This is a genomic window from Cupriavidus sp. GW822-FHT02D05, assembly GCF_058802485.1.
Window position 1 is genome coordinate 1 of record NZ_JBXAOE010000024.1, and the last position, 25,659, is coordinate 25,659.

Genomic DNA, 25,659 nt, shown 5'->3' on the forward strand with positions numbered 1-25,659 from the left:
TCTCGTTAGTCTTCTTTGCCGACGCAAAGAAGAGTGACCGGCAGCCCCCGCAGGGGGATGTCGTATGGCTCTTGGGTCCAAAAACCATCGCCGTACAAAGAAACAGCAGACCAACCCCGCAGGCAGATGTCGTACGGCCCTTGGCTACAAAAACCGACGCCGCAACAAATCCCTCCCAAACCCCACCCCTTGACATCCCCCCTCCCCCCTCCTATCCTCCCACCTAAATTCCCTAAGTAAGACTAACGTTCTATTCTACAGAACACAAAAACCATCCGCCGGTGCCGTGCACCACCCCAATCCGGAGACACAACACAATGAAACGCTTCCCCATCCGCGCCCTGCTGCTGCTCGCAGTCCCCGCCCTGCTCGCCGCAGGTGCCATCCCCGCTGCCGCGGACACCTATCCGAGCCAGCCGGTACGCCTGGTGGTCCCTTTCCCGCCGGCCGGCGGCACCGACGTCATGGCGCGCCTGGTGTTCAACAAGGTGGGCATGACCACCCACTGGAACGTGGTGGTGGAAAACCGCGCTGGCGCGGGCGGCAATATCGGCATGGACGCGGTGGCCAAGGCCCGCCCCGATGGCTACACGCTCGGCATGGGCCAGACTGCCAACCTGGCGATCAATCCCACGCTGTACCCCAGGATGCCCTACGACGCGGTCAAGGACTTCACCCCGGTGGCACTGGTTTCCGCGCAACCGCTGGTGCTGATCGTGCGCAAGGACGCGCCGTACAAGAACCTGGCCGACCTGGTCACCGCCGGCAAGGCCAGGCAGCTCTCGATGGCGTCGGCCGGCACGGGCACTGTGGGCCACCTGACGGGCGAGATGTTCGCGCGCCGCACGGGCATCAAGATGCTGCATGTGCCCTACAAGGGCGCCTCGCCGGCGCTGACCGACCTGCTGGGCGGCCAGACCGACTTTTACTTCGCCACGCCGCCGATCGCGCTGCCGATGATCAAGGCCGGCAAGCTGCGCGCACTCGGCGTGACCTCGGCCAAGCGCCTGCCGCTGCTGGCCGACGTGCCGACCGTGATCGAAGGCGGCTATGCCGGCTTCCAGGCGGAGGACTGGAAGGCGCTGGTGGCGCCGGCCGGCACGCCGGCGGAGATCGTCAAGCGCGTCAACGAGGAGATCAACAAGGCCATCGCCCAGCCCGATACCATCGCCAAGATGCGTGAGGAAGGCAGCGAGCCGCGCGGCGGCTCCCCGCAAGACCTGGCCGCGTTCATCAAGGCTGAAAACACCCGCTGGGGCACCCTCGTGCGCCAGTCCGGCGCCAAGGTAGAGTAACGCCTTCGCCGCTCGCCGCGGCCGGCTTCGCCACTGCGAAGCGCCGCGGCACCCACACCTCAAAGCCTCGCCATGCAAAAACCGCTACGCCATATCCGCGTCCTCGACCTCACCAACGTGCTGGCCGGGCCCTTCTGCTGCCACCAGCTCGCCCATATGGGCGCCGAGGTCATCAAGGTGGAAACCCCCGGCACCGGCGACCTGGCCCGCCAGCTGGGCGCCGACGCCGAGCTCAACAGCCGGCTCATGGGCGTGTCCTTCCTGGCGCAGAACCCCGGGAAGCGCTCCATCACCATCAACCTCAAGCACGCGAGCGGCAAGGAAGTCTTCCGCAAGCTGGTGCAGAGCGCCGACGTCCTGGTGGAGAACTTCCGCCCCGGCGTGATGGACCGCCTGGGGCTGGGCTTCGAGGCGCTCAAGCAGATCCATCCCAAGCTGATCTATTGCGCCATTTCCGGCTTCGGGCAGGACGGCCCGCTGTCGGACCTGCCGGCGTACGACCAGATCATCCAGGGGATGTCCGGGGTGATGAGCATCACCGGCGACCCGCAGACCGCGCCATACCGCGTGGGCTACCCGGTCTCCGACACCATCGGCGGCATCACCGCGGCCTTTGCCGTGGCCGCCGCGCTGGCGGATCACCAGCGCACCGAGGGTTACTTCATCGACGTGTCGATGCTGGAAGCCACCCTGGCCACCATGGGCTGGGTGGTGTCCAACTACCTGATCGCAGGCAAGACCCCGGCGCCGATGGGCAATGAGAACATGACGGCCAGCCCGTCGGGCGCGTTCCATACCGGCGAGGGCCTGATCAATATCGCTGCCAACAAGCAGGAGCAGTTCGAAGCGGTCTGCCGCGTGGTGGGCCGCCCGGAACTTGCCACCGACGCGCGCTTCGCGCAGCGCCAGGCGCGGCTGGCCAACCGCGCCGAACTCACGCGCGAGCTGGAGGCAGAGCTGGCGAAGAAATCCGCCGATGCGTGGTGGAAACTGTTCAACGAGGCGGGCGTGCCGGCCGGCCCGGTCTACAGCGTGCCGCAAACGCTGGATCACCCGCAGGTGAGCGGGCGCGGCATGATCGGTGAGTTTGCCGACGTGCCCGGCGTGGGCCGCGACATCCGGCTGGTGCGCACGGGCTTCAAGCTCAATGGCGAGGCCCCGTCGGTCGACACCCCGCCGCCGGAGCTCGGCCAGCACACCCGTGAGATCCTCGCCCAGCTTGGCTACGGCGAGGCGGATATCGAAACCCTGCAAAAGGAGCGCGCGGTATGAGTGAACCTACCAAGGCAAACACCGGCACCAATGACATCAACGAAGGCCAGCGCCTCTCCCAGGACTGGTGGCGCACCGAGATCATCGACATGCAGCCCGGCGAGATCCGCTACCGCGGCTATCCCATCGAGCAACTGATCGGCCAGGTGTCGTTCGCGCAGATGATCTGGCTGATGCTGCGCGGCGAGCTGCCGGCGCGCGGGCAAGGCGAGTTGCTGGACGCCGCGCTGATGTCGGCGGTGGACCACGGCCCGCAAGCGCCGAGCATCGCCATCGCCCGCATGGCCGCCACCTGTGGCGTGGGCCTGAACAATGCGATGGCGTCCGCCGTCAACGTGCTGGGCGATGTGCACGGCGGCGCCGGCGAGCAGGCGGTGGAGCTGTACCAGGATGTGGCACGCCGTATCGACGGCGGCGAAACCCAGGAAGCCGCGGTCAAGGCCGCCCTGGCGGATTACCGCGACAACCACGGCAAGTTCGTGTCCGGATTCGGCCACCGCTTCCATCCGCTAGACCCGCGCGCCCCGCGCCTGCTGGCGCTGGTGGGCCAGGCCGCGGCCGATGGCGTGGTCTCGGGCCGCTTCGCCACCATTGCACGCGCGGTGGAGGCCGAACTGGGCGCGGGCCGCAGCAAGCCGATTCCCATGAATATCGACGGGGCCACGGCCGTGATCTATGCGGAGCTGGGCTTCCCGGCGCCGCTGGCGCGCGGGCTGTTCTGCCTGTCGCGCTCGGTCGGGATCCTGGCGCATGCCTGGGAGCAAACGCAGCAAGGCGGCCGCAACAAGGGCCCGATCCCGCGCCAGTACATCTGGACTTACGACGGCCACCCGCCCCGGGACGTGCCGACGGCGCAGGACTGATCCAGGCTCAGAGGCAACGCTACCGGCCCTAGCGGTCCTAGCGGCCAGGCACGTGGGCGGAGTCGCCCACGTCGCCGGGCACCGGGCGCGTGGACGGCGCCATCCAGGACGCCAGCGTATAGCGGTCCCGGCCAAACTCCTTGGCCGCATAGAGCGCCCGGTCGGCCGCCGCGAACAAGGCGCGCCATAACCCTTCCACCCCCGCCGCCCCGCCCCGCAGCTCGGCCACGCCGATGCTGACGCTGGCAAACGCCGCCGAGTCGCCGGGCAGCGCAATGCCGCGCACCTTTTTCAGGATCCGGTTGGCCAGCGCGGTGGCCTGGCCCTCGTCGGTATGCGGGCAGAGGATGCAGAATTCCTCGCCGCCGTAGCGCCCGGCCACATCGGAGGCACGCCGCGAGTTGTCGATAGCCTCGGCGATCAGCTTGAGCACGGTGTCACCGGCATGGTGGCCATGCCGGTCATTGACCTGCTTGAAATGGTCGATATCGATCACCAGGCAGGACAAGGGCTGGCCGTGACGCTCCCAGGCAGCCACCAGGCTGATGGCCGCCTTGTCGAGCGCGCCCCGGTTGAGCAGGCGCGTCAGCGCATCGAGCCTGGCGCCGCTTTCATTGGTGGCAATGACCTGCTCCATCGCCATGACCGTAAACCCGAACAAGGCCAGCAAGGTGCCCACCAGCGGCGCCACCAGCAAGATCCCGTTGGCACTGCTGGCATAGAACGGTCCTGAGGCCACGTTGCCTGCCAGCCCGGCGGCGAATCCGGCCAGGTGCGTGGCCAGGTGAACGAGGCTGGCAATCACCACCAGGGGCGTGCCCACGCTGCGCCGGCCATCGTAGGCATGCAGCAGGGTGACGACCGTCAGCACCGCCACCAGGGCCAGGCAGCCGTAGCCGATCACATGCATGCGTGCCTGGCCGCCAGCCATGCCGGCGGCGCCAACCAGCGCCAGCGCTGCCACCGTCACGCCCACCGCGAGCGTGCGATCCCACGACGCCATGCCGTAATACACCCGCACGCCGCGGTAGATCAGCAGCCTGCCGGCGATAAAGGCAGCCGCCCCGCCCGCGCTGACGTAGACCAGCCTGGCCGAAGCGTTGGCCGCCAGCACCAGCCCGGCGGCCGACACCAGCAGATGCCCGAGCGCCCACAGGCGCCCGGCCGCGCTGGGCCGCAAGGCGCCGAGCAGGCCGGCCGAAATGGCCAGCGTGCTGGCGTACACCACCACCATGACGACGACAATCGTTTGCTGGTCTAACTGCACGGAATTCCTTTGAAGATGCCGTGTTGCCGGTGACGTTGACGGAAGGCTTCAGAGGCAGGCCCGGTTGCGTGGTCAACTTCGCAAAGGCGCATGATATCGCCACGGACGCCGACAGGGCCACCCCCGACAAGCCGGGCATCGTCCTGGCTGCCGGGCACGGCACAAGGAGCAAGGCGCAAACGCCGGGGAGCAAACACCACACCCGAACCGGTTCCGCACCGATCTGGGGCAGCTCAGGCGGGAAACGGGAACGTGCCCCCCAGCGCCAGGGTCAGGTCGCGGGCTGCCCGCAGGACGTGCGGGCGGAAGGCCTCGTCGAAGCGCGGCGTCGGGCAGGTCAGGGTCAGCGCGCCCTTGAGCTCGCCGTCCGGGCCAAACACCGGCGACGATACGCCGGCAATCTCCGGGAGACGATCCCCGACCATCGCCGCGACGCCCTCTTCCCGTATCTTCTGGTAAAGGTCCCCCCGCGCCCCGCTGAACGCGCGCAGCACGCGGCCACCGGCGCCGCGGTTGCGCGGCAGCAGCTCGCCCGCCTTGGCATGGTCGCGCACCGGCTGGGGCGAGTCGACGCGGTACAGGCACAGGCGGTGCTCGCCCTGCTCGACGTGGTAAGCGGCGCTTTCGCGCGTGGCCTGCACCAGCTGGCGCAGCACCGGCATGACGATGAGCTCGAGCGAGAACGAAGCCGAATACACCGAGTTCAGCCGCGCTACTTCCGGGCCTAGCCCATAGCGGCCATCGGTATGGCGCAGGATCAGCCTGGCATGCTCCAGCGACGCCAGCAGGCGCAGCAGCGTGCTTTTGTAGAGCCCGGTGCGCTGGGCCAGCTCCACCAGGCTCAGCGTGGTGTCGCCCAGGTGGAACGCGGAAAGCACGAACAAGGCCCGGTCTACGGCTACGGCGCCGCCTTCGGCGGCATGTTTGTCGGCTTCGGAGAGCTGGGCGGCTTTACGTGGCATGAAGGAAACAGGGCAGGAAAGGTCAGGAATGCGGGAATGCGGGAATGCAGGAATGCGGGAAAAAGCGGAGCGGCGGCGTGGCACAGGGCCGGCATCCCGTCGGCCGGGGAAAGCCAGTGGCATAGCCGCACGGAGTTCCACGGTACAGAACGGTACCAGCCTTGTCAATCGGTGCCACGAGCGGGTGTGGAGGGATGCCTCGCTGGCCAGAGGCCCTGCGGCGAAGCGACGCAGGGCCCGCGCGAAGCGTGCGGCCAAGCAATCCGGTGGCGGCGCCTGTCGCGCATTCACATTGGGCGCCGTCCTGCGTCAGTGATGATGGCCGCCACCATGGAACCCGCCCTGGAAGCCGCCGCGTGGCGCGCCGACAAACGACCCGCGCGAGCCGCCATGGAAGCCGCCGCCCGGGCGCGGCAGGAACACGCGGTGCATGTTGTGCGCGTGATGAAAGCGGTCGACAAAGATAAAACTCGCGCCAAAGCCGACGCCAACCGGCGTCCAGTACCAAGGGTCGTAGTAGTAAGCCGGCTGCCCATACGCCACCGCGCCGCCCGAACTATCCACCATCTGCCAGGAGCCATCCGGCTGCAGGCAGGCCAGCCCCACCACCTGTTGCAGGTAGCCGTCGATCTCCACCTGCCCTGCCATCTGCTGGCAAGGCGACGAATAGCCATTCCATGCGTCCGCGGCCACCGCCTGCGCCGCCGCGGGCGCGCTCAGGCCGAGGCCGGCAAGTAACGCCGCCACGGCACCCAGAGCCTTGCTCATGATGTCATCCCGGGATCGAATGCCCGACGTTGCGATGCGCCGGGCTATTGCCCGAACCGCATCCCGCGGCACATCGGTTTGCCTGCCGGACCCGCTGGCACGCTTGCGCGGCGCGCGTTCCTGCATTCGGTAAACGGATCAGGCGCCCCGTTTATTCCATGCATTCCCGCTGCGTTCCGCGCTCCCTTGTCCCTTGTTATTGCCATGCCTGCGGATCGCCGCCCAGGCTCGCGCAGACATCGCCGGCGATGGCGCGCAGCCGCGCTTCGGCCAACTGGCCGGAGAGCGCATAGCCGGCCCCGCCGCTGACCCAGTAAAAGGTGCGGCGATCCGCCTGGCGCAGCACGCCAAGCGTGGCCAGGGCGGGCGCGGCCGGCGTGATGTAGAGCGTGAGCCGCTCGCCGGCCGGGTCCTGGTACATCAGCTGGGCGGCCGGGCCTGCCTCGCCCGCCAGCAGGCGACCGCCCAGCAGCGTGAAGCCGTATTCGTCCAGCGACGGAATGGTGAGCGTACGCGCGAGCCGGCGCGACAACCACGCGCGCAGGTGCGCCTGGTCGGCTGCCGCCACCTCGACCGGATGACGCTCTTCAGGCGCGAACACCACATAGGCGGCGTCGGCACGGCGCGCAAATGCGTTGGGGTCCGCGCTGGCGCCTGGCAGCCACGCCACGCCGAATGCAAGCGCCAGGCCAGCCATCACCCAGCCCGTGGCGGCAAGCGCACTGCGCCACCACGGCACGCGCGCCCGGACCAGCACGTAGCGCAGGTCCGCTGGCAGCGGGAACAAGGCCTTGAGCGCGGCGTTCTGCTGGACATAGTGCTCCGCCAGCTCCGCCGCCCGCGCGTCATGCGCGAGGGCCGCGCGCAGGGCCGCCCCTTCGGCCTCGGGCAATTCGCCGTCCACCAGCGCGCACAGCCGCGCCAGGTCGGGTGCAGGCTCGCTGGCGTTCGGGTCAGAGGCGGGGCCGGGGCCGCGGTCGTCGTTCATGGCGTGTTCCTCACCACCCTTAGCGGTACGTGCCGCTCGCCGGCGCCACCCGTGCCACCAGAGCCGCCGGCGCCATCGGCCAGCAACGCGCGCAGATGCTCGCGCGCGCGGGACAGGCGCGACATCACCGTGCCCAGCGGCACGTGCAAGACCGCGGCGGCTTCCTGGTAGCGCAGGCCTTCCAGCACGATCAGCAGCAGCACCTCGCGCTGCTCGATCGGCAGGCGGTACAGCGCACGCTGCACATCGCGCAGCATCAGCCCGTCGACTTCGCTGGCAGGGGCCGCCTGCCGCTGCCAGAGCGGATCGGCCGCATCCAGCGCCACTTCGCGGCGCCGGCGCAACTGATCGATGTAAAGGTGGCGCAGCACGGTCAGCATCCAGGCCCGGGCCTGGATGCCTGCGGGCAGCCGCTTGCCTTGGGCAAGCGCGCGCTCCGCGGTGTCCTGTACCAGGTCATCGGCCCACGCCGCGTCGCCGGTGAGCGCGCGCGCATAGCGCCGCAGCTGCGGAAGCCAGACCGCGATGTCGTCGCCAACGCTCACTGCTGACAGGACATGGGGGGCGCATCTGCAGGCATCGGGGCAGGGATCAATATCCCCTCGTCCCCATGCCGCCGGTGCCACTTGTGCCACTCGTGCCACTCGTGCCGCGGCTGCCATCGCGCGAGGCCGAGGCGCCGCCGGACCCGTCGCCACCGCCATCGGAAGAACAGGCCGCCACCGCCATCAAGGCTAGCAGCAGGGCAGAAACCAGGCGGAGCGCTTTCATGTTGGTCTCCTTGGCGGGCGGGCCGCATGGTGACGCCATCGGGTGATGCCGCCAATCGGTCCTGCCCACCCGAGTAAACGCGTGGCGCCCCGGTTTTATTCCGCAAAGCGGATGTTTTGCCCCCGCTCCCACGCAGCGCGCAGCATGGCCCACATCTTGGCCCGGCCCGTGCGGCGCACGATACTTCGAGACGCTTCTTGCTTTGTCATGCAAGTGATCTAGAGTGATGTGATGCACCATTTCGCCCGGCTGTGGCGGTGCCGGAAGGGCCACAGCGTGCAACGACACGATGCCGTGATCGCGCAATGGCTGGCATGAGTGCACTGATACGGGCTCGCATTCGGTTTGCGGAAATCACCTCCCCCTACCCTCTTCGCCTTTGTCCTGCCACGCCGCATGGCAGGGTCGGGCATCCAAGCTTTAGCGGCCTGTCCCGCACGCCGCGCGAGGCTTGCGGCCATCGCCGGCGCCCTGATCGCAGCGCCTATCCATAGCCGAATCCACGACAGCCGCCCGCCAGCCGGCAAGGCCGGGGCGGCGGTTGCTCACCTGCCAGGCGCCAACCGGGACAACGGTTGCCGGCGCACGGCTCCGATTACCGTGCCGTGTAGCGGCTCTGCCTGTCCATGCCGGGTGGCCAGCGCGTGCGCGTGTTGTTTGTGCTTCTCGTCCACTTTCACCGATTCCGAGGTCCCTTCATGCGCATCGAGCGGGTTCCCTTTCGCCATATCAGTGCCGCGACGGTTGCCGTAATTCTTGCTGCATGCGGACAGAAGCCCGCCGCGCCGCCGCCGCAGACGCTGGAGGTCGGCGTCGTCACCGTCAAGCCGGCCACCGTGCCCGTCACGTCCGAACTGCCGGGCCGCACCAGCGCGTACCTGGTCGCGCAGGTGCGCGCGCGGGTCGACGGCATCGTGCTGCGCCGCGAGTTCACCGAGGGCGATGAGGTCAAGCTGGGCCAGCGCCTCTACAAGATCGACCCAACGCCCTACATTGCCGCGCTCAACAACGCCAAGGCCGTGCTGGCGAAGGCACAAGCCAACGTGGGCACGCAGAACGCACTGGTCCAGCGCTACAAGATCCTGGTGGCGTCCAACGCCGTGAGCAAGCAGGACTACGACAACGCCGTGGCCGCGCTGGGCCAGGCCGTGGCCGACGTGGCATCGGGCAAGGCAGGGGTGGAAACCGCGCAGATCAACCTGGGCTACACCGATGTCGTGTCCCCCATCAGCGGACGCAGCGGCTTGTCGCAGGTCACGCCGGGCGCCTATGTGCAGGCCAGCCAGGCCACGCTGCTGACCACGGTGCAGCAACTGGACCCGGTCTACGTCAACCTGACGCAATCGAGCGTCGAGGGGCTGCGGCTGCGCCGCCAGATCCAGGAGGGCCGCCTGCAGACCACCGGCGCCAATGCCGCCAAGGTCACGCTGCTGCTGGAAGACGGACGCGCCTATCCGCAGCCCGGCAAGCTCCAGTTCACCGACGTGAGCGTGGACCAGAGCACGGGATCCGTGACGGTGCGTGCGATCTTCCCGAACAAGGATCGCGTGCTGCTGCCCGGCATGTTCGTGCGCGCGCGCATCGACGAGGGCGTCAACGACAAGGCCATCGTCGTGCCGCAGATCGGCGTCACGCATGACGCGAAGGGGCAGGCCGTGGCGCTGGTCGTCGGCCAGGACAACAAGGTGACGCAACGCCAGATTGTCACCACCGGCACCTACGGCAGCGGATGGGTGGTGGACAGCGGCCTGCAGCCGGGCGATCGCGTGATCGTCAATGGCGTGGAAAAAGCCAAGCCGGGCATGACGGTCAAGCCGGTCGAAGCCCAGGTACCGGCGCAGCCGGCCTCCGGCGCGCAGGCCATGCCTGGCGCCGGCGCGCCAGCGGCATCGGCGCCTTCCGCAGCATCGGCAGCATCGGCCGCGCAATAACCGGGAGCCAGCTTCATGGCAAAGTTCTTTATCGACCGGCCGATTTTTGCGTGGGTGATCGCGATCATCCTGATGCTGGCCGGCCTCGCCGCGACCACCACGCTGCCCATTGCCCAGTACCCCACGATTGCCCCGCCGGCCGTGCAGATCAGCGCCACCTACCCCGGCGCTTCCGCCAAGACCGTCGAAGACACCGTCACGCAGGTAATCGAGCAGCAGATGAGCGGCCTGGACCACCTGCTGTACCTGTCGTCGACCAGCGACGACTCCGGCACCGCCACCATCACGCTCACTTTCGCGGCCGGCACCAACCCGGACATTGCGCAGGTCCAGGTGCAAAACAAGCTGCAACTGGCCACCCCGCTGCTGCCGCAGGCCGTGCAGCAGCTGGGCACCAAGGTCACCAAGTCGAGCAGCAGCTTCTTGCTGATCCTCGCCTTCGTGTCCAAGGACGGCAGCATGGGCCGCTACGACCTGGCGAACTACGTGGCGTCGAAGGTGCTGGACCCGGTCAGCCGGATCGACGGCGTCGGCACGGTGACGCTGTTCGGCTCGCAGTACGCCATGCGGATCTGGCTCGACGCGACCAAGCTGAACAACTACAGCCTGACCCCGATCGACGTCAAGAACGCGGTGGCCGCGCAGAACGTGCAGGTCGCTGGCGGCAGCCTGGGCGGCACGCCGTCGGTGCCGGGCCAGATGCTGCAAGCCACCATCACCGAGGCCACGCTGCTGCAAACCCCCGCGCAGTTCGGCAATATCCTGCTCAAGGTGAATACCGACGGCTCGCAGGTGCGCCTGAGGGATGTGGCGCGCATCGAGCTGGGCGGCGAGAACTATAACTTCGACACCAAGTACAACGGCCGGCCGACCGCGGCCTTCGGCATCCAGCTCGCCACCGGCGCCAACGCGCTGGCCACGGCCAAGGCGGTGCGCGCCAAGATGGCCGACCTGCAGCGCTACGCACCGCAAGGCGTGGTGGTGGAGTATCCGTACGACATCACGCCGTTCATCACGCTGTCGATCGAGGAAGTGATCAAGACGCTGATCGAGGGCATCGTGCTGGTGTTCCTGGTGATGTACCTGTTCCTGCAGAACCTGCGCGCCACGCTGATCCCGACCATCGCGGTGCCCGTGGTGCTGCTGGGCACCTTCGCGGTGATGTCGGTCGTTGGCTTCTCGATCAACACCCTGTCGATGTTCGGCATGGTGCTGGCCATCGGCCTGCTGGTGGACGATGCGATCGTGGTGGTGGAAAACGTCGAGCGGGTCATGGCCGAGGAAGGCTTGTCGCCGCGCGACGCCACGCGCAAGGCCATGGAGCAGATCACCGGCGCGCTGGTGGGCGTGGCGCTGGTGCTCTCGGCGGTGTTCGTGCCGGTGGCATTCTCCGGCGGCTCGGTGGGAGCGATCTACCGGCAGTTTTCACTGACCATCGTTGCCGCCATGGTGCTGTCCGTCTTGGTGGCCCTGATCCTGACGCCGGCGCTGTGCGCTTCCATGCTCGAGCCGATCCCGAAAGGCCACCACGATGAAAAGACCGGCTTCTTCGGCTGGTTCAACCGCACCTTCGCCAGGAGCCAGAAGAAGTACCACGGCGGCGTGGAGCACGTGATCCGGCGCTCGGGCCGTTGGCTGGTCATCTACCTGATGGTGATCCTGCTGGTGGGCTTGCTGTTCGTGCGCCTGCCGAAAGCCTTCCTGCCCGAAGAGGACCAGGGCACCATGTTCGTGCTGGTGCAGGCACCCGTGGGTTCCACGCAGGAGCGTACCGCCAAGGTGCTGCTGGATGTGCAGGAGTACCTGCTCAACAGCGAGAAGGAATCCGTGGAAGCGGTGCTGACGGTTAACGGCTTCAGCTTTGCCGGCCGCGGCCAGAACTCGGGCCTGGTGTTCGTGCGGCTCAAGGACTTCTCCCAGCGGGAGTCCGCCAACCTGAAAGCACCCGCTTTGGTCGGGCGGATTTTCGGGCACTTTGCCGGATACAAGGACGCCAACGTGTTCCCGTTGAACCCCCCTTCCATTCCGGAACTCGGCACGGCCGCAGGCTTCGACTTCGAGTTGCAGGACCGTGCCGGCGTGGGCCACGAGAAGCTGATGCAGGCGCGCAACATGCTGCTCGGCATGGCGGCCAAGGACGCGCTGCTGGCACAGGTGCGCCCGAACGGCCTGAACGATACGCCGCAGTTCAAGGTCGACATCGACCGCGAAAAAGCCAATGCGCTGGGCGTCAGCGCCGCCGACATCGACCAGACCTTCTCGACCGCCTGGGCGTCGTTATACGTGAACAACTTCCTCGATACCGACAACCGGATCAAGAAGGTCTACGTGCAGGGCGAACCGAGGTTCCGCATGAACCCGGAGGACCTGAACGCCTGGTACGTGCGCAATGCGACTGGCACGATGGTGCCCTTCGGCGCCTTCGGCTCGGGGGCGTGGATCTTCGGGTCCCCCAAGCTCGAACGCTTCAACGGCATCCCGGCGGTCGAGATCCAGGGCTCGGCGGCAGCCGGCAAATCGACCGGCCAGGCGATGAACGCCATGGAAGCCATCGCGCAGAAGCTGCCCGACGGCATCGGCTACGAATGGACCGGCTTGTCGTACCAGGAGCGCCAATCCGGCTCGCAGGCGCCACTGCTCTATGGCATCTCGATCCTCGTCGTGTTCCTTTGCCTGGCCGCGCTGTATGAGAGCTGGTCGATCCCGTTCTCGGTGATCATGGTGGTGCCGCTGGGGATTTTGGGCGCGCTGCTGGCCGCCACCCTGCGTGGGCTGGAGAACGACGTCTTCTTCCAGGTCGGCCTGCTGACCACGGTGGGGCTGTCGGCGAAGAACGCCATCCTGATCGTGGAGTTCGCCCGCGACCTGCGCGACCAGGGTATGAGCACCGTCGACGCGGCGGTGGAGGCGGCACGCCTGCGCTTGCGCCCGATCCTGATGACATCGCTGGCCTTCATCCTTGGCGTGCTGCCGCTGGCGCTCAGTAATGGCGCCGGCTCCGGCAGCCAGCATGCGATCGGCACCGGCGTGATCGGCGGGATGCTGACCGCCACCTTCCTCGCGATCTTCATGATCCCGATGTTCTTCGTCGTGATCGGCAAGTTCAGCAAGACCAAGCACAAGCCCGGGTCGCCGCCTGCGCCCGTCCCGTCCGGCCATGCGGGCGGCGGCAATGACGATAGCAGCGATAGCAGCGATGGCGACGCCGGCACGCCTGGCCAAGGACATTGAGATGCCCAGACTCGCACTGATCGCCGCCGCCACCGCCATCCTGGCTGCCGGCTGCACGCTCCAGCCGCGCTATGAGCGCCCCGCCGCCCCCGTTGCCCCCACCTTCCCGGCCGGCGGCGTCTACGACGCCCAGCCGGACGCCGCCAGCGCCACGGCCAGCACGCCGGCCCCGGAGATCGGCTGGCGGGACTTCTTTGCCGATGCGCGCCTGCAGCGCTTGCTGGAACTCGCGCTCAAGAACAACCGCGACCTGCGCGTGTCGGTGCTGAACATGGAGGCGGCGCGCGCGCAGTACCAGATCAGCCGCGCCGGCCTGTTCCCGGCCGTCAACGCGGTGGCCTCGCAGAGCCGCTCGCGCACGCCGGAGAACCTGTCCTTCCTTGGCAAGACCATCTCCGGCGAGTATTCGGTGGGCCTCAGCGCGTCGTGGGAAATCGACTTCTTCGGCCGCATCCGCAGCCTGAACGACCAGGCCCTCGCGCAGTTCCTGTCGCTGGCGGAAAACCGCAGGGCGGCGGAGCTAGCCTTGCTGTCGTCGGTGGCGAACCAGTACCTCACCATGCTCAGCTACGACGACGCGCTGGCCGTCACGCGCGCAACGCTGGTGACGGCCGAGGAGTCTTTACGCATCACCAGCCTGCAGTTTGACGTCGGCACGGGCTCGGAGCTGGCCCTGCGCCAGGCCGAAGGCGTGGTCGAGCAGGCGCGCGCCAACCTGGAAACGGAAAGCCGGTTGCGCGCGCAGTCCGAGAATGCACTGGTGCTGCTGGTGGGCGAGCCGCTGCCGGATAACCTGCCGCCTGGCCTGCCGCTCAACAGCCAGGCCTTGCTGGCCGACATCCCGGCGGGCTTGCCGTCCGACCTGCTGACCCGGCGCCCGGACATAGCCGCCGCGGAGCAATCGCTGCGGGCAGCCAATGCCAACATCGGCGCGGCGCGCGCGGCGTTTTTCCCGCGGGTGACGCTCACCGGCAGCGCGGGCACGCTGTCGCCCACGCTGGGCGGCTTGTTCAAGCCGGGCTCCGGCGCCTGGTCGTTCGCGCCACAGATCACCTTGCCGATCTTCCAGGGCGGCCAGAACATCGCCGCGCTGGACCTGGCGCAGGTACAGAAGCGCATCGAGATCGCCACCTACGAGAAGGCCATCCAGACCGCCTTTCGGGAGGTGTCCGATGGCCTGGCGGCGCGCGGCACCTTCGACAACCAGATCAAGGCGCTTGAGCGCTTCACCGGCTCGCAAGAGCGGCGGCTGGTGCTGTCGGACCTGCGATTTCGCAACGGGGTGGACAGCTACCTGAGCGTGCTGACCGCGCAGAACGACCTCTACAGCGCGCAACTGCTGCTGATCAACGCCCGGCTGCAACGGCTGACCAACCTGGTCGATCTCTACCAGTTCCTCGGCGGCGGCTGGATCGAGCGCGCGGGCGACACGCCCCGCCCCTCGGACGCGCCGCTCGACTACAGCGCGAACGCGCCAGGCCCGGCGGCCGCGCCGTAGCGTGCCCGATGTGTGTCCGCTGCGGGTCCGCAGCGGGTCCGTCAGGCCAGCCGCTGGCAGCTATACACCTCGGTCCGGTAGGGAAACGCCACGCTGGCCTTGCCGGCCAGCGCCGGGCTGCCGTCGATCACAGCCAGCAGCCGGGCGCGCACCGCGTCCTGCTCCGCGGCCGGCAGCGAGGCAATGAAGCTGACCGACATCACCCGGTCCACGATCACCTGCTGCGCGGGGCCAACGTGCTCGTAAGGCAGGCTGGCCAGCCCCAGCTCGCCGAAGCCGCTGGCCGGGAACACCTTCTTCCAGTCACCCTTGTAGAAGCGCGGCGCGTCGCCCTCGAGCGGGGTCATGATGGCGGTCAGCTGCGCCACCCAGTCGACCGACTCATCGCGCACGTTCCACACCAGGCCGAGCTTGCCGCCCGGGCGCAGCACACGGCCGATCTCGGCCATGGCCGCGGCGTTGGCAAACCAGTGGAACGCCTGCGCGCAGACCACCGCATCGACACTGGCGTCGGGCAGCGGGATGCCCTCGGCCGTGCCCGCCAACGCCTGCACGGCGGGCAAGGCGGCGCTTAGCTGGGCGCGCATCGCGGCCACGGGTTCCACCGCGATCACGCTGGCGCCGGTGGCCAGCAGCAGGCGGCTGAACTTGCCGGTGCCGGCGCCCAGGTCCAGCACCGTCTTGCCGGGCTGCAGGCCGAGCTCCGTCGTCAGCCAGCCGCCAAGCGCGCTCGGATAGTCGGGGCGCCCGCGGGCGTAGGTATCGGCCTGGCTGGAAAAGCCCTGGGCAGCGGCGTGGTGGATGTCGGTCATGGTTGCGCGTCTCTCATCTCTCTCGTGCGTTGGACAGGCACTCCGGAGCCAGCCCCTTGCCGCAGCGGCCCTGGAGTGGAGGAAGGAAGTGGAACTAGAACGAAGGCACCGGGTTCTCGCCCTGGCTGACCTGGTACTTGCCGTCCTGGAAGCGATAGCGCACCACCGCATCCAGCGATTTGCGCCGCGGCTTGGCCGCGCCTCCCGGTACTTTGACCTCCTGGCCCCGGAACGTCACGGTCAGGTCACCCGGCGTGTCCGCGCCAAGGGCAAATGCCGGTTTGCCCTCTACCGCATAGCAGACCTGCTCGCCGGCGTCCTGGCTATCCGCGCCGCGTTGCGCGAGCACGGCGGACTTGCCTGACAGCGCCTCCTCGCATGGCTCGAGCGCGCCGGAATTCTCCGCGCTCATGGCCTCGCCGGCCAGCAGGGTGGAGATCTGCCCCGGCGCCAGGCGATAGAACGACGCCCAGCTGCCGCAATAGCCTTGCCAGCAACCGCCCCAGGTCAGGGTGAGCGCAAAGTCCGTGGCCGATATCTTCGCGATCGAGGACTCGCCGAGCGAGCCTTGCCCGCCTGAGAAGTCGTAGCCATCAACGCGCCGGCTGAGCCGCCAGCCGCCGGGGCTTTCGCCACTGGCCGTGGCATCGCGCGTAAAGAAGTACGCGCCCAGCCAGGCACCCGCCGCGTGGCTATTGTTGCGCGTGCCGCCTTCATCCACCACCATGCCCTCGGTCAGCATCGCCGCATGGGTGTCGTCCAGCCGGATCACCTGGATCGGCTTGACATCGATGGTGCCCTCCACCAGCGGCGCCTCGCCCGTGCCCTTGTAGTCCGGGTCCGGCAACGCGGCGCGCACCACGCGGCCTTTGTCGTCGTCGCGCCAGGCGGGAAAGGCCAGCAGGATCAAGGCCTCGCGCTTGAGGGTGTCGGCCTGCGCCACCGCGGCGGAGGCCGGCGCGGCCTGCGCGGACGAAGCGCCAGCCGCCGCGGGCGGGGCCTCATGCCGCGAGCAGGCGGACAAGCCGAGGCAAAGCGCCAGGGCCGGCGCCAGCATCCGCCTGGCAATACGTCGGGAATCCGCAGAGGCGGCACGAAGCGAGCAAAAGGTCATGTTGACGGCGGGCGCAAGGGCCGCGGCTGCGCGGCCAGGGATAGGGAGGCAAAGCGGGAGGCAAAGCGAGAATCACGAACTGCGGAAACCGTGGCAAATGGCCACGCGGATGCCGCGCACCGCACTATCCGCGAGCTGGTCCGCGCCGTCAAGGCGGGCCGGCTGCCATCCGGGCCCTCAAGCCGGGGCGTCGGGTGTAGTGGCGGAGCCCATGGCGGCCTCCAGCGCGGGCAGGTTGCCCTCGCCGAAGCCATGGTAGTTGTCGCGCTGGACGATTTCGAAGAAGAACTCGCCGGCCTCGCGGCGGGCAAAGGCTTGCAGGAAGGCCTCGCGCGTGCCGTCGGCGCGCAGCGCGCCGTCCACCAGGATGCCGTAGCGCCGCAAGGCCACCAGATCCAGCCCGTGGCCCGGCACGCGCGCGTCGACAGTGTCGTAGTAGGCCGCGGGCGGCTCGACAAAGCGCACGCCGTTGCGCGCCAGGGCGGCGGCGCTGGCCACCAGGTCGTCGGTCGCCAGCGCAATGTGCTGGATGCCCTCGCCATGATGCCCCGACAGGTAGTGCTCCATCTGGTCGTGGCGCTGCGTGCCTTTCTCGTAGATCGGGATGCGGATCAGGCCGCAGGGCGAAAGCAGCACGCGGGAATCGCTCGCGACATGCCAGCCGGCATTGACCTCATGGATCTCGCGAAAGCCCAGCACCTTGCGGTAGAAATCGAGCCACTCTTCCAGATGCCCGGGGTCGACCGCCTGCGTCACGTGATCCACGCGGGCCAGGCCGGCGCCAGCGGTAGTGGCGGCAGTATCCGTGGCGGCATGCGCCAGCGCGCGGAAATCCACGTCGTAGATGGAGATGTCGCCCACGTCGCCGGGCCGCCCCTCCTTGCCGCGCCAGCGGTCGATAAAGTAGATGATGGATCGGCCAATGCCCTGGATGGCCGGGATATTCAGCTCCATCGGGCCGACCGTGCCGGCCTCGAACGGCCATGCACCGGCATCGACCGCGCGCGCGAATGCCGTGGCGGCATCGTTCACGCGGATGCCGACCGCGCAGATCGAGAGGCCATATTCGGAGGCATAGCGGGTGGCGAAGGAATCCGGCTCCGCGTCAACGATGAAATTCATCTCGCCCTGGCGGAACAGCTTCACGTTCTTGTGCCGGTGCTGGGCAATGGCATGAAAGCCGAAACGCTCGAAGGTACGCCCAAGCGCCGCGGGATCGGGGGACGCAAATTCGACGAACTCATAACCCATGATGCCCAGCGGGTTCTCCCAAGGCTGGAAATCGTCGGCGCGCGGCGAAAAAACGTCTGCCGGTCGGCTCATGTCTGCTCCTTTTTATGTGGTCCGTGGTGGCTGCGGGTGTTAGCCATCATAGCAAGGGCCATGGCTTCGCTCTAGCCCGGCGCCGTGCCCCGCCGTGGCGCCGTGGCGGGGTCGGCCAGCGGCAGCCGAAGCGTAGCGGGCGCCCCGCGCGCCAACAATGGGAGCGCCCCGGCCTGTCGCGCTATTCGTGCGCCAGCGCGCGATGAACGCACCAATCATGGGTAAACCCTTAGTTTTGATGCCTTCCCCGCAAAATGGCCTCATCCACCGGGGCAAACCCGAATTTCGCCCCATAAGCGCGCACATACGTCCGTCTATCGCGCATAGTGCGCATTACACCTCTTGGTTCGCCTCATTTCACCCTTTAAGCTTGCGCTACCCACCTCGCTTCCACCTTGCGGAACAGACGGCAACAAGTAGAGCAACAGGCAACACGGACACCACCATGATCGACGGCAAGACCATCCTCATCGCGCATATCGGCTACCCCACCGAGTCCTTCAAGGCGCCGATGATCTACAACCCCTGGTTCGCGCAGCGCGGCATCAATGCCGTCGTGGTGCCCATGGGCCTGAAAGCCGAGCACTTCGCCGATGGCTTGCGCGCGCTGTTCCGGCTGACCAACCTGCGCGGCGCGCTTATCACCATGCCGCACAAGGTTTCCACCATGGCGCTGGTGGATGCGCTCACCCCGACGGCCCGCATCGCCGGCGCCTGCAACGCGGTACTGCTGCGCGACGACGGCACCCTGCTCGGCGATCAGTTCGATGGCGCGGGCTTCGTGCGCGGCATCCAGCGCAAAGGCTGCCAGCTGCAGGGTGCCAGCGTGCTGGTGTCCGGCTGCGGCGGCGTGGGTTCGGCCATTGCCGCGTCGCTGGCCGGCGCCGGGGTGGCGCGGCTAGGCCTGTTCGATGCGCGCGACGCCTCGGCGCAGGCACTGGCCGCGCGGCTGCAGGCGCACTACCCGCAATTGCAGGTCGGCACCGGCTCGAACGATCCTGCCGGCTACCAGCTGGTGGTCAATGCCACGCCGCTGGGCATGAACGAGGCCGATCCCCTGCCCTTCGACGTCAGCCGCATCGACCCGCAAGCCTGGGTGGGCGAGGTCGTGATGAAGACGGAGTACACGCCTTTGCTGCGCGCGGCGCTGGAGCGCGGCTGCCAGGTCCAGGTGGGCACCGACATGCTGTTCGAGATGATTCCCGCCTATCTTGAATTCTTTGGTTTTGGCACGGCCACGGCCGAGGAACTGCGCGCCGTTGCCAGGATCGCCTATTGAGTGTTTGCCATCCGTGCGGTTTTCACTGCAAATTCAACGGCTTAACTGCTTAACTGCTTAACTGCTTAACTGCTTAAAGTCAAAGGCGGTTTCACCTCCCCTGCGGGGAGGCGACCTACTTTCTTGTCTTGCCAAGAAAGTAGGCAAAGAAGGCGCGCCGGATGGGGCGACTACCCCCTCGGGCTTCGGCGAAAAGAGCGGCCGGGACCCAAACTCGCATCGCCTTGAGGCGATACTCAGACATGGGTCCCTCTTTTCCGCTCTTTTCGCCGAATCCCGAGGCGCCCCATACGGCCTAGGTACACCCTGACGGCTCGCTTCGCATCGCGCTTGGGTGTTTTCCGCCCCTTCGGGCGGGAAACACGGCTACCACAGTTGGTTGGTCTTGCCGCTGGTTGGCTCCCCTCTCCCACTTGTGGGAGGGGCCGGGGGAGAGGGAGCAGACTGGGAGCAGCCGTCGTCGTAGCGTATGGCTTTGGCCTGTTCGGCGGCTTCGGCCTGTGCATTGGATTTGTCAGGCTGGCGTGCCCGCCAGTTTCGCGGCGATGAACTGCAACGCCAGCCCGTACCCCTGGGTGCCGAACCCCGCCATCACCGCCTCCGCGATATCCGACAGGTAGGAGTGATGGCGGAACGCCTCGCGCTTGTGGACATTCGAGATATGTACCTCGACGAAGGGAATGGCGACCCCGGCAAACGCGTCGCGGATCGCCACGCTGGTGTGGGTGAAGGCGCCCGGATTGATCAGGATAAAGCTGACGCCTTCGGTGCGCGCTGCGTGGATGCGATCGACGATGGCGCCCTCATGGTTGCTCTGAAAGCAGGCCAGGGACAAACCCAGCTGGCCGGCCTGCTGGCGCAGGCTGCCCTCGACATCGGCGAGCGTGGTCGAGCCATAGATCTGCGGCTCGCGCGTGCCCAGCAGGTTCAGGTTGGGCCCGTTCAGGACGAGTACGGATTTCATGGTGGTTCCTCTGGTTTCCTCTGATGGGTCTGGTTGATTGCTGCCGGCCGGTTGCCGCCGGCTTGAAGACGCCCGGCTCAGGCGTCCACCGTCTCGACAATGCGCCCGCTGCGCGCAGCTTCGGCGATGGCTTCGGTCACGCGCAGATTCTGCAGCCCGTCATGCACGGTGACAAGCGGCGCGGCGGCGCCGCGGATCACGTCGCAGAAATGCGCGAGCTGGCGCGCGAGCGGATCCTCGCGCGTGAGCTCGACCACGCTGGCCTGGAAGGGCCTGAACCACGAGCGGTCCTGGTCTTGCGCATAGGTCTTGAGCCGCATGGTTGGCACCGCGAGCGAGCCGCGCGTGCCGGCGATCACATAGCAATCCTCGTCCGGATAGCTGGCATAGTCCGCGTTCTCCCGCGAAGTCTGCTCCCAACTGCGCGCCGAAGCCGCGCTATCGGACAGCATGAACGTGCCGAGCGCGCCATTGGCAAAGCGCAGGTTGATCGCCACCGTGTCCTCGACCGGAAACTGCCGCGCGGCGTTCGACGCCATCGCCTGCACCGCCACGATCTCGCCGCACAAGGCCCGCAGGTTGCCGATCTCGTGAATCATGTTGATCAGGATCGGCCCGCCGCCAGGCTGGCGGCGCCACGGCGCCGCCGCGAAGTAGTCATCGGGCTTGCAGAACATCGCCGTGCCAACCACCGCCACGGGCGTGCCCAGCACGCCTTGCTGCACGATTTCGCGCGCGCGGGCCAGCAGCGGGCTGTGCGCGCGGTGATGTCCTACCAGCAGCTTTGCAGTGGCCGCCTCGGCTGCCCGGCGCAAGCGCATGCCCTCCTCCAGGCTGTGCGCCACGGGCTTCTCAATCAGCGCCGGAACGCCCGCGCGCAAGCAGGCCAGCGCGTCTGCCACATGCAGCTTGTTTGGCGTGGCGAGGATCATGCCATCGAGCCGTTGCGCTGCAAGGAGTGCATCTAGCGAAGCGTACAAGGGCACGCCCGTAGCGCGCGCCACCTCGGCCGCGGCCGATGCGGGGTCGGCAATGGCGGCCAGCTCGCAGGCCGGGCTGGCCTGCACCAGTTCCATATGGCGGCGGCCAATCAGGCCGGCGCCGGCAATGCCGATTCTGAGCTTTGTCATTTGCTGTGCTGGTGAGGGATGACCGTGGGGTGAGCCCCCGGGGTGAGCCCCGTATCCGGCCGCCTGGACAGGGGCCATCAGCACAGCGTACTGTTATACGTCGATACGATAATCAGGCGTCATGGAAAGTCACAATGTCCCATTGGCGAACAATGATCCCTTCCTCCGGGATCTGCGCCTGTTCTGCACCGTGGCCCGGCGCGCCAGCTTTAGCGCCGGCGCCAACGAGATGGGCCTGTCCGCCGCGCATGTGAGCAAGCGCATCGCCACCCTCGAGGCCATGCTCGGCGTCAAATTGTTCCACCGCACCACGCGCCGTGTCAGCGTGAGCGCCGACGGTGAAGCGGCCTTCCTGTGGGCGCAGAAGATCCTGGATGACGTCGAGAGCATGCTGGAAGCGGTTGGCGGCGCAAGCGCGGAGCCACGGGGCCTGCTGCGCATCAGCACCAGCTTGCGGCTCGGGCGCGACCACCTCTGCCCGGCGCTGTCCCTGCTGCGCCAGCGCCATCCCGCGCTCGAAGTCTGGCTGGAACTGCTGGACCGCCGCGTCGACCTGATCGCCGAGAACTTCGACCTCGACATCCGCGTGGGCGAAGTCCAGGAACCCCACCTGATCGCCCACAAGATCGCCCCGGGCAGCCGCATCCTCTGCGCCGCGCCCTCCTACCTGGTCCGGCACGGCCAGCCCCGGACTCTCGCAGAACTGGCACAGCACGACTGCCTGCCCTTTCGCGACCGCGACCAGCGCTTCGGGGTATGGCGCATGGCCGGGCCCAGCGGCACGGAAACCGTCAAGATCACCGGGCCCACGGCCTCCAACCACAGCGATATCGTGCGCCAGTGGGCGCACGAAGGCTACGGCATCATCATGGCTTCGATATGGGACGTGGCCAGCAGCATCCGCAGCGGCGCACTGGTGCGCGTGCTGCCCGCGTACCACCAGCCGGCCGACGTATGGGCGGTGACCACCGCGCGCGCCTCAAGCTCGGCCAAGATGCGGGCCTGCATCGATTTCCTCAAGGTGCAGCTCACGCAAGGACCACACGCGCTGGCAACCAGCCTGGAAGCCGGAGCAGCGTAGCGTGCCGCACGTCGGAAACGGGCGTGAACTGACACCAACCAGCGCCGCATGACCTAAAAATCACTTTTATGATGAAGCAGACAACCCCGGTGAGGCTGCCACGCTCCTGAGACGGGCGTGGGATCCGACCGCTCCTTGCAACGGATTGGGGGTGCCATCCCGCTGGTAGAAACCCGGCTTTTGCGCGTATATCGCGCAGTCTGCGCGAATAGCGCGCAAATTGCGAGAATTCGCCTTGTCGACGATCAAGGGATCGCTTAATTTCCAGCCAACAATGATTGGAGACGAAATTGGCTACTACCCTCAATGACCGTGACCTGCACGGCAAGCGCCAGACCAAGAAGGCGACCGCGAGCGGCTGGATCGGCTCGGCACTCGAATACTACGATTTCTTCATCTATGCGACGGCAGCGTCGCTGCTCTTCCCCCAGATTTTCTTCCCCTCGGGCAACCCCAAGGTCGCCATCGTTGCTTCGCTGGCAACCTACGGTGTCGGCTATATCGCCCGCCCCATCGGCGCCCTCTTCCTGGGCCACTGGGGCGACACCCACGGGCGCAAGAACGTGCTGGTGCTGTGCATGTTCCTGATGGGCTTTTCGACCGTGGCAGTCGGCCTGCTGCCGACCTACAGCCAGGTTGGCATGCTCGCCCCGGTGCTCCTGGTTATCCTTCGCCTGATCCAGGGCTTCGCGGTCGCCGGTGAAATCTCCGGCGCCAGCTCGATGATCCTGGAGCACGCGCCGTTCGGGCGCCGCGGCTACTACGCCAGCTTCACGCTCCAGGGCGTGCAGGCCGGCCAGATCCTGGCCGCCGCAGTCTTCCTGCCGCTTGCCTACTACATGCCGTCGGACGCGTTCAATGCCTGGGGCTGGCGCATTCCGTTCCTGCTGAGCGCCGTCGTGCTGGTGGCCGGCTTCATCATCCGCCGTGAAGTCTCCGAGACGCCGGCGTTTGCCAAGGAAGCCAAGGCTGGCGAAGTGGTGCGTTCGCCCATCATCGAAGCCTTCAAGTTCAGCTGGCGCGACATGATCCGCGTGGTGTGCATGGCCCTGATGAACGTGATCCCGGTGGTAGCCACGATCTTCGGCGCAGCCTACGCGGTGCAGCCGGCGTACGGCATCGGCTTCGACAAGAGCCTTTACCTGTGGATTCCTGTGGCAGGAAATATCCTCGCAGTGCTGGTCATTCCGATTGTCGGCAACCTGTCCGACAAGTTCGGCCGCAAGCCGCCGATCGTCATTGGCGCGCTTAGCTCCGGGTTGCTTTCCTTCCTCTATCTCTACGCCATCAGCATCCATAACGTGCCGCTTGCCATCGTGGCATCGCTGCTGATGTGGGGCATCGTCTACCAGGGCTACAACGCGATTTTCCCGAGCTTCTTCCCCGAGTTGTTCCCGACACGCTCGCGCGTGTCGGCCATGGCCATCGCGCAGAATATCGGCACCGCCGTCACCGCCTTGCTTCCCGCGCTGTTCGCCACCGTGGCACCTCCGGGATCGGCCAATATCCCGCTGACGATCGGCGCGATTACCTTCGCCGTGACGATCGTTGCAGCCCTGGCGGCCCTGAGTGCCCGGGAAACCCACCGCATCCGCATGAGCGAACTCGGCGAGCCCGACGCCGCGCCCATGGACAAGCAGGACTATGACCGGCTGCGCGCCGAGGCCATGGGCGAGACAAAGGTGGCCCGGGCAGCCGCCTGAGCGCACCACAGCCTGGCTAGGGAGCACAGAGCAGCCGGTCCGCCGCGGACCAGCGCTCTCTGAGGCCAGGTTCTACCTCCGTCGCCCGCCACCGATATGCACTTGTTGGCGATATCGGCGATATCGGTGCTATCACGGCCCTGTCACGCTCCTTTCACCTGATGTCAGTGCGATCGCACGCACCGAGGGGGGCCCATTTCCCTGAAAGCGCTGAAACACAAAAGCGCAATCGAATGAAATCGAATTGAATCGAATTACCAAGCCCACGTTTTAAAAAAATCAATATCAATATTGATATCCACATGAAAAGTATCTGGAGGAGTATCGACATGAACAAGAAAGCCGCCGCCCTGCTCGTTCTGGGGAGCGCCGCCCTGCCCGCATTCGCCCAGCAATCCAGCGTCACCCTGTATGGTCTTGTCGACACCACCATCCGCTACAGCACCCACGCGAACGCCGCCGGCAACAGCAAGTGGGAAATGACCGATGGCGAACTCACCGGCAGCCGCTGGGGCCTGCGCGGCACCGAAGATCTCGGCAACAACCTGAAGGCCTTTTACATCCTCGAATCGGGTTTCAGCCCGGATACCGGCAGCAGCCAGCAAGGCGGCCGCCTGTTCGGGCGCACCGCGGTGATCGGCCTGGACGGCGATTTCGGCAAGCTTGCGCTGGGCCGGCAATACACGCTCGCCCACGAAATCCTGTCCTCCTACGAGGCCATGGCCTTCGCCAACAACTCCATCGTCGGCTACCAGGGCGGCAACTACACCGGCCTGCGCTACGACAACACCATCAAGTACATCAAATCGTTCGGCGGGCTGCAGGCGGCGGCGGCCTATACCTTCGGCGAGGTCGCGGGCAGCATCAAGGCCAGCAACGCCAGTGCCGGCTCGCTGGTCTACAGCACCGGGCCCATCGAGGTTGGCGCTGTCTACCAGGTCACGCACGATGTCTCCTCCGCCTTCTTCGGCGCCGTGCCGGCCGCGCAGGCCAGCAAGCAAACCGTGTGGGGCCTGGGGGGTACCTGGAAAGCGTCGCGCGCGCAGTATTACCTGGGCTATACCAACAACCGCCTGGATGTGGCCGACTACCGCAGCAACGTGGGCTATATCGGCACGCGCGTGAATATCACCGAAGCCCTCAGCTTGATCGGCACCTTCCAGTACGACTGGCTCAAGCATGCCGGCGAGAGCGGCAAGCGCATGACCACCGCCGGCATGCTGGACTACAACTTCAGCAAGCGCACGGACGTCTATGTGGCAGTGGATTACACCCACCTGAGCGGCGCCTGGATCCCGCTGAACAGCTCGCCAAACTTCAACAACAGCGGCAATATGTTCGGCAACACGACCCGGCTGGGCTTCATGGCCGGCCTGCGGCACAAGTTCTGAGGCGCATAGCCGGACA

General features: G+C 67.1%; 21 protein-coding genes. 10 read left to right on the plus strand and 11 right to left on the minus strand.

The features are described 5' to 3' along the window. The first annotated feature begins 317 nt into the window (after window positions 1–317). The 3 genes from AC1RQK_RS27910 to AC1RQK_RS27920 all read left to right on the plus strand — a co-directional run bounded on the left by AC1RQK_RS27910 (window position 318) and on the right by AC1RQK_RS27920 (window position 3,430). The gene (locus tag AC1RQK_RS27910; RefSeq protein ID WP_492376590.1) at window positions 318–1,295 is read left to right on the plus strand and encodes a Bug family tripartite tricarboxylate transporter substrate binding protein; all 978 of its coding nucleotides are present in this window, start codon (window positions 318–320) and stop codon (window positions 1,293–1,295) included. A 72-nt stretch (window positions 1,296–1,367) separates the two neighbouring features. Continuing rightward, window positions 1,368–2,567: a CaiB/BaiF CoA transferase family protein gene (locus tag AC1RQK_RS27915; RefSeq protein ID WP_253933369.1), complete on the plus strand. Its 1,200-nt coding sequence runs from the start codon at window positions 1,368–1,370 to the stop codon at window positions 2,565–2,567. After that, complete coding sequence (locus tag AC1RQK_RS27920; protein WP_492376591.1) at window positions 2,564–3,430, plus strand: citryl-CoA lyase; 867 nt, start codon at window positions 2,564–2,566, stop codon at window positions 3,428–3,430. The genes AC1RQK_RS27915 and AC1RQK_RS27920 overlap by 4 nt, the downstream gene beginning before the upstream one ends. Window positions 3,431–3,467: 37 nt before the next feature. On the opposite strand, the gene AC1RQK_RS27925 is transcribed toward AC1RQK_RS27920, so the two are convergent. The 6 genes from AC1RQK_RS27925 to AC1RQK_RS27950 all read right to left on the minus strand — a co-directional run bounded on the left by AC1RQK_RS27925 (window position 3,468) and on the right by AC1RQK_RS27950 (window position 8,186). Continuing rightward, window positions 3,468–4,697: a GGDEF domain-containing protein gene (locus AC1RQK_RS27925; RefSeq protein ID WP_492376592.1), complete on the minus strand. Its 1,230-nt coding sequence runs from the start codon at window positions 4,695–4,697 to the stop codon at window positions 3,468–3,470. A gap of 233 nt (window positions 4,698–4,930) precedes the next feature. Next, a complete protein-coding gene (locus AC1RQK_RS27930) occupies window positions 4,931–5,659 on the minus strand; it encodes an IclR family transcriptional regulator (RefSeq protein WP_492376593.1) in 729 nt (242 codons plus the stop codon). Between the two features lie 309 nt (window positions 5,660–5,968). Beyond that, entirely contained in the window at window positions 5,969–6,427 is a 459-nt protein-coding gene (locus AC1RQK_RS27935; RefSeq protein ID WP_416053151.1) for a hypothetical protein, read from the minus strand. A gap of 196 nt (window positions 6,428–6,623) precedes the next feature. Then, window positions 6,624–7,415 (minus strand): anti-sigma factor family protein, encoded by a 792-nt coding sequence (locus AC1RQK_RS27940; RefSeq protein WP_492376594.1) that lies wholly within the window; start codon window positions 7,413–7,415, stop codon window positions 6,624–6,626. After that, entirely contained in the window at window positions 7,412–7,960 is a 549-nt protein-coding gene (locus AC1RQK_RS27945) for a sigma-70 family RNA polymerase sigma factor (RefSeq protein WP_492376595.1), read from the minus strand. Before AC1RQK_RS27945 ends, AC1RQK_RS27940 begins: the two co-directional genes overlap by 4 nt. Window positions 7,961–8,006: 46 nt before the next feature. Further along, window positions 8,007–8,186, minus strand: coding sequence for a hypothetical protein (locus tag AC1RQK_RS27950; protein ID WP_492376596.1), 180 nt, complete (start codon window positions 8,184–8,186; stop codon window positions 8,007–8,009). A 698-nt stretch (window positions 8,187–8,884) separates the two neighbouring features. Between AC1RQK_RS27950 and AC1RQK_RS27955 the strand changes: the two genes are divergently transcribed. From AC1RQK_RS27955 to AC1RQK_RS27965, 3 genes are read left to right on the plus strand one after another with little or no spacing between them, the layout of a single operon-like run. After that, entirely contained in the window at window positions 8,885–10,117 is a 1,233-nt protein-coding gene (locus AC1RQK_RS27955) for an efflux RND transporter periplasmic adaptor subunit (RefSeq protein ID WP_492376597.1), read from the plus strand. 15 nt (window positions 10,118–10,132) lie between these two features. Further along, a complete protein-coding gene (locus tag AC1RQK_RS27960; RefSeq protein WP_492812449.1) occupies window positions 10,133–13,348 on the plus strand; it encodes an efflux RND transporter permease subunit in 3,216 nt (1,071 codons plus the stop codon). Window position 13,349: 1 nt separating this feature from the next. Next, entirely contained in the window at window positions 13,350–14,846 is a 1,497-nt protein-coding gene (locus AC1RQK_RS27965; protein ID WP_492387171.1) for an efflux transporter outer membrane subunit, read from the plus strand. A gap of 41 nt (window positions 14,847–14,887) precedes the next feature. Here the strand turns inward: AC1RQK_RS27965 and AC1RQK_RS27970 are convergent, their stop codons facing one another. The 3 genes from AC1RQK_RS27970 to AC1RQK_RS27980 all read right to left on the minus strand — a co-directional run bounded on the left by AC1RQK_RS27970 (window position 14,888) and on the right by AC1RQK_RS27980 (window position 18,095). After that, window positions 14,888–15,658: a class I SAM-dependent methyltransferase gene (locus AC1RQK_RS27970; protein ID WP_492376775.1), complete on the minus strand. Its 771-nt coding sequence runs from the start codon at window positions 15,656–15,658 to the stop codon at window positions 14,888–14,890. A gap of 94 nt (window positions 15,659–15,752) precedes the next feature. Next, window positions 15,753–16,715 (minus strand): hypothetical protein, encoded by a 963-nt coding sequence (locus tag AC1RQK_RS27975; RefSeq protein WP_492376774.1) that lies wholly within the window; start codon window positions 16,713–16,715, stop codon window positions 15,753–15,755. Window positions 16,716–16,949: 234 nt separating this feature from the next. After that, window positions 16,950–18,095, minus strand: coding sequence for a 4-hydroxyphenylpyruvate dioxygenase family protein (locus AC1RQK_RS27980; RefSeq protein WP_492376773.1), 1,146 nt, complete (start codon window positions 18,093–18,095; stop codon window positions 16,950–16,952). 445 nt (window positions 18,096–18,540) lie between these two features. Between AC1RQK_RS27980 and AC1RQK_RS27985 the strand changes: the two genes are divergently transcribed. Beyond that, window positions 18,541–19,374: a shikimate dehydrogenase family protein gene (locus tag AC1RQK_RS27985; RefSeq protein ID WP_492376772.1), complete on the plus strand. Its 834-nt coding sequence runs from the start codon at window positions 18,541–18,543 to the stop codon at window positions 19,372–19,374. Between the two features lie 514 nt (window positions 19,375–19,888). Here the strand turns inward: AC1RQK_RS27985 and aroQ are convergent. Next, a complete protein-coding gene (aroQ, locus tag AC1RQK_RS27990; RefSeq protein WP_492375142.1) occupies window positions 19,889–20,338 on the minus strand; it encodes a type II 3-dehydroquinate dehydratase in 450 nt (149 codons plus the stop codon). A 77-nt stretch (window positions 20,339–20,415) separates the two neighbouring features. Continuing rightward, window positions 20,416–21,468 carry a Gfo/Idh/MocA family protein gene (locus AC1RQK_RS27995; RefSeq protein ID WP_492375141.1) on the minus strand — a complete coding sequence of 351 codons (1,053 nt, stop codon included), beginning with the start codon at window positions 21,466–21,468 and terminating at the stop codon, window positions 20,416–20,418. A gap of 121 nt (window positions 21,469–21,589) precedes the next feature. Here AC1RQK_RS27995 and AC1RQK_RS28000 point away from each other — a divergent pair, with 121 nt between their 5' ends. The 3 genes from AC1RQK_RS28000 to AC1RQK_RS28010 all read left to right on the plus strand — a co-directional run bounded on the left by AC1RQK_RS28000 (window position 21,590) and on the right by AC1RQK_RS28010 (window position 25,643). After that, on the plus strand, window positions 21,590–22,549 hold the full coding sequence (locus AC1RQK_RS28000; RefSeq protein ID WP_492375140.1) for a LysR family transcriptional regulator: 960 nt from the start codon (window positions 21,590–21,592) through the stop codon (window positions 22,547–22,549). 290 nt (window positions 22,550–22,839) lie between these two features. Next, the gene (locus tag AC1RQK_RS28005; protein ID WP_492375139.1) at window positions 22,840–24,252 is read left to right on the plus strand and encodes an MFS transporter; all 1,413 of its coding nucleotides are present in this window, start codon (window positions 22,840–22,842) and stop codon (window positions 24,250–24,252) included. Window positions 24,253–24,581: 329 nt separating this feature from the next. After that, complete coding sequence (locus AC1RQK_RS28010; RefSeq protein ID WP_492375138.1) at window positions 24,582–25,643, plus strand: porin; 1,062 nt, start codon at window positions 24,582–24,584, stop codon at window positions 25,641–25,643. The last annotated feature ends 16 nt before the right edge of the window (window positions 25,644–25,659 follow it).

Bases quoted from the DNA above. Each gene is read 5' to 3' on its own strand.
- AC1RQK_RS27985 (WP_492376772.1), top strand. From the start codon at position 18,541: ATGATCGACGGCAAGACCATCCTCATCGCGCATATCGGCTACCCCACC.
- AC1RQK_RS27910 (WP_492376590.1), top strand. From the start codon at position 318: ATGAAACGCTTCCCCATCCGCGCCCTGCTGCTGCTCGCAGTCCCCGCC.
- AC1RQK_RS27940 (WP_492376594.1), bottom strand. From the start codon at position 7,415: ATGAACGACGACCGCGGCCCCGGCCCCGCCTCTGACCCGAACGCCAGC.
- AC1RQK_RS27965 (WP_492387171.1), top strand. From the start codon at position 13,350: ATGCCCAGACTCGCACTGATCGCCGCCGCCACCGCCATCCTGGCTGCC.
- AC1RQK_RS27980 (WP_492376773.1), bottom strand. From the start codon at position 18,095: ATGAGCCGACCGGCAGACGTTTTTTCGCCGCGCGCCGACGATTTCCAG.
- AC1RQK_RS27975 (WP_492376774.1), bottom strand. From the start codon at position 16,715: ATGCTGGCGCCGGCCCTGGCGCTTTGCCTCGGCTTGTCCGCCTGCTCG.
- AC1RQK_RS27955 (WP_492376597.1), top strand. From the start codon at position 8,885: ATGCGCATCGAGCGGGTTCCCTTTCGCCATATCAGTGCCGCGACGGTT.
- AC1RQK_RS27950 (WP_492376596.1), bottom strand. From the start codon at position 8,186: ATGAAAGCGCTCCGCCTGGTTTCTGCCCTGCTGCTAGCCTTGATGGCG.
- AC1RQK_RS27930 (WP_492376593.1), bottom strand. From the start codon at position 5,659: ATGCCACGTAAAGCCGCCCAGCTCTCCGAAGCCGACAAACATGCCGCC.
- AC1RQK_RS27995 (WP_492375141.1), bottom strand. From the start codon at position 21,468: ATGACAAAGCTCAGAATCGGCATTGCCGGCGCCGGCCTGATTGGCCGC.
- AC1RQK_RS27970 (WP_492376775.1), bottom strand. From the start codon at position 15,658: ATGACCGACATCCACCACGCCGCTGCCCAGGGCTTTTCCAGCCAGGCC.
- AC1RQK_RS27915 (WP_253933369.1), top strand. From the start codon at position 1,368: ATGCAAAAACCGCTACGCCATATCCGCGTCCTCGACCTCACCAACGTG.
- AC1RQK_RS27920 (WP_492376591.1), top strand. From the start codon at position 2,564: ATGAGTGAACCTACCAAGGCAAACACCGGCACCAATGACATCAACGAA.
- AC1RQK_RS28010 (WP_492375138.1), top strand. From the start codon at position 24,582: ATGAACAAGAAAGCCGCCGCCCTGCTCGTTCTGGGGAGCGCCGCCCTG.
- AC1RQK_RS27935 (WP_416053151.1), bottom strand. From the start codon at position 6,427: ATGAGCAAGGCTCTGGGTGCCGTGGCGGCGTTACTTGCCGGCCTCGGC.
- AC1RQK_RS27960 (WP_492812449.1), top strand. From the start codon at position 10,133: ATGGCAAAGTTCTTTATCGACCGGCCGATTTTTGCGTGGGTGATCGCG.
- AC1RQK_RS28000 (WP_492375140.1), top strand. From the start codon at position 21,590: ATGGAAAGTCACAATGTCCCATTGGCGAACAATGATCCCTTCCTCCGG.
- aroQ (WP_492375142.1), bottom strand. From the start codon at position 20,338: ATGAAATCCGTACTCGTCCTGAACGGGCCCAACCTGAACCTGCTGGGC.